Here is a 3,085-nt window from a genome sequence, read left to right on the forward strand (position 1 = left end):
CCGCACACCAACTACGCTGGCACAAGCCGCATAACCCGTGTTCAGGATTCGGGGTCAAGGCCCAACATCTGCCGCAGGAACTCGGCTTCGGCTCGGGCATGACCTGCTGGCGGCGGCTGGCCGAGTGGACCGAGGCCGGTGTGTGGCCCCGGCTGCACGAGGCCCTCCTCGTCAGGCTCCGCAGCGCGAACGCCCTGGACTTCTCTCGGGCGGCGGTCGACGGCTCCCACATCCGCGCGTTAAAAGGGGCCCCAAGACGGGACGAAGCCCCGTCGACCGGGGCAGAGCCGGCAGCAAGCATCATCTGATCACCGATGCCACCGGCATTCCGCTCGCCGCCACCTTGACCGGCGGCAACCGCAACGACGTCACCCAGCTCATCCCACTCCTGCAGGCCGTGCCACCGGTGCGCGGCAAGCGGGGCCGGCCCCGCTGCCGCCCCGACGTGGTGCTGGGTGATCGCGGCTACGACCATGACAAGTACCGCCGTCTCGTCTGGGCCCTCGGCGTGAAGCCGCTGATCGCCCGCCGCGGCACCGAGCACGGCTCCGGCCTGGGCAAGCAACGCTGGGTTGTAGAGCGCGCGTTCGCCCACCTGCACTGGTTCCGCCGACTGCGGATCCGCTGGGAGATCCGCGACGACATCCACGAAGCCTTCCTCACCCTCGGATGCGCACTCATCTGCTGGCGGCGACTGCGCGCTCTGGTGACCGATGCCGTGGACTAGTTAACCGCCGCTAGCCGGTTAAGAACTTCCTTGGGGGTGAAGCTCCAGCCGACCAGGCGCGGCCCGCTCCAGTTGATGCCGATCACGAGTCCATCCCGGGCGGCATCGGGCAGTACGCGATCGCACCAGGTGTCCAAGGGCATGGACTCAACGCGGAGCCCACGCCCCCAGATCTTCGCTGCCCTCTGGGCGCGGGACGAGGTCGACCAGAAGGGAAGACTTCGCGTGCCGTCCGCGGAGAGGTGAGTCGGGCTTCCATCGTCATCCCGGACAAGCCAGAGCACTCTGCTTTCGCGGACGTCTCGGAAGAACGCCGCCGCTTGCGAACCGCTCTGACTCATGGCCACCGAGCCTACCGTTCCCCAACACCCATTTCGTTAGGAGTTCTAAGTGCACATGGCGTGCGTCCCGGGAGACGTCCTGCTACGGGGCCGCGGCCAGGCAGGCCGCGGACGGAGGCGCACGCTTCCCGTTCACCTGGGAAGCGTTCATGCTGCGATGGGGCCGCGGACGGGTGCGAGCTTACCGACGATCGGACTCGCGACGCGTTGGCTGGGATGGAGCCGCCGACAGCGCGGCAGCCCGCGGACAGCCTTGTCCAGCGCCGATTCCTGGCCATCCGGGGTGACTCTGCGATGGGGTCGCGGCCAAGCAGGCCACGGACAGACGGTTGATCGGGGCGCCGCCGTCGTAGTGGACGAACCTGCGATGGGGCCGCAGCCGGGCAGGCCGCGGACAACTGGGAGTAGGGGGTGGTGATGCGCTCGACGATCGCCCTGCGATGGGGCCGCGGTCGGGCAAGTCGCGGACAGCCCCGGATGACGGGCGGGGCGCAGGTCTTGAGGTCCCTGAGATGGGGCCGCGGTCGGGCAGGCCGTGGCCAACCGTACGGGCACCGCTCGCGATCCCGACCGATGTGCACCTGCGATGGGGCCGCAGCCGGATGGGCTGCGGAGGGACGGCCGTTGCCGATGAGCCCCTGATTGAGAGTCTGACTGCGATGGGGCCGTAGCCCGGTAGCCGCGGACAGGCGCGACCTTGTCGACGATCGGGATCCGCCACGACGTGCCTGTGGTGAGACCGCGGCCGGGCCAGCTGCAGACAGACGCGAGCGGCGACATCATTGACATCTACTACGCGATACTGCGATAGGGCCACAGCCGGGTAGGCCGCGGACAGTGGCGGTGCAGCAGGCTGAGGCGTCGCTGCCGAACGTCCTGCGATGGTGCCGCGGCCGAGCAGACCGCGGACAGCCCCAATCACAGGGTTTACATCGTGAGCCTCGTCCCAGCTGCGATGGAGCCGCAGTTGAGTAAGCCGCGCATAGTCTCTACCGCACCGTAACGCACAGGCCACGTTCAAGCTCCTGAAATGGGGCCGTGGCCGGGCAGGCCGCGGACAGACGGCCGGTACCGAGTTGCTGCGCGCGGAAGTGGTGCCTGCGATGGGGCCACGGCCGGGTGGCCGCGGACAGTTTGGCTGACGCACAGCGTACCGTCGGCCGTGCGCTCCCTGCGATGAGGCCACGACGGGATTTGCCGCGGACAGGTAATTGGATGACACCGTTGCGGCGTTTATCAAGGCGCTGCGATAGGGCCGCGGTCAGGCAAGCCGCGGGCAGCTTTCTCGGCGTTGAAGTGGACACCACGACCGAAAGTCCATGGGGCCGCGGCCGAACAGGCCGTAGACAGGCTCGACACCGTCAACGAATACGGCACGCAGTTCCGCCTGCGATGGGGCGCGGCCAGCCAGGCCGTGGACAGACCGACTACGCCACCCGGTCGGCCGTCATTGTCAATGCTGCGATGGGGCCGCGGCCAGCAGACCACGGACGAAGCCGCCAGTGCAGCTTCAATCGCGGGTGCCCGAGGCTCCTGCGATGGGGCCGCAGCCGTTCAAGCCGCGGACAGTGCACAGCGCGCACTTCATGACCTGGGCACTGAAGGTCGTGCGGTGGGGCCGCGGCCGGGCAGGCCACGGACAGTGCGTACCGCGACGGCGGGATGAACACGACCACGCACCTGCGATGGGGCCGCGGCCTAGCAGGCCGCGGACAGAAGGGCATGCTCGACAACGGGGAACCCGGTTACTGCCTGCGATGGGACCGTGGCCAGGCAGGCCACGGACAGCCCGCGTGAGCTGCAGGTTCTGTATCTGTGTGGCAATTGTGCCGCTTTCCAGCGTGGACAAGTTCGGCCTTTCGGGTATTTGTCCACGTACTCGTCTGAGTGCACCACCGAGTACGAAGTTCTGTGCACCACTGCTCAGGCCACGTTGGTGTCCCGCTCGATGGCTTGGAGGCGGTTCTTGAGCCGGTAGCTGTTGCCGTTGATCGGGACGACCTCGCAGTGGTGCAGG

Annotated in this window: 2 protein-coding genes and 1 pseudogene; 1 reads left to right on the top strand and 2 read right to left on the bottom strand. The window is 68.0% G+C overall.

Annotated features, from left to right (window positions below):
- Positions 1–727 (top strand): annotated as a pseudogene (locus IE265_RS37905) (IS5 family transposase); the annotation flags it as partial.
- On the opposite strand, the gene IE265_RS37910 reads toward IE265_RS37905, so the two are convergent.
- A complete protein-coding gene (locus tag IE265_RS37910; protein WP_190040351.1) occupies positions 724–1,068 on the bottom strand; it encodes a DUF2750 domain-containing protein in 345 nt (114 codons plus the stop codon). The pseudogene IE265_RS37905 and the gene IE265_RS37910 overlap by 4 nt on opposite strands.
- A gap of 1,923 nt (positions 1,069–2,991) precedes the next feature.
- The coding region (locus IE265_RS39200; RefSeq protein ID WP_506005208.1) for an ATP-binding protein at positions 2,992–3,085 on the bottom strand (94 nt) is incomplete at its 5' end.

The organism is Streptomyces fructofermentans (assembly GCF_014651055.1).
In the GTDB taxonomy this organism is placed as follows: Bacteria; Actinomycetota; Actinomycetes; order Streptomycetales; family Streptomycetaceae; genus Streptomyces; species Streptomyces fructofermentans.

Bases quoted from the DNA above. Each gene is read 5' to 3' on its own strand.
- IE265_RS37910 (WP_190040351.1), bottom strand. From the start codon at position 1,068: ATGAGTCAGAGCGGTTCGCAAGCGGCGGCGTTCTTCCGAGACGTCCGC.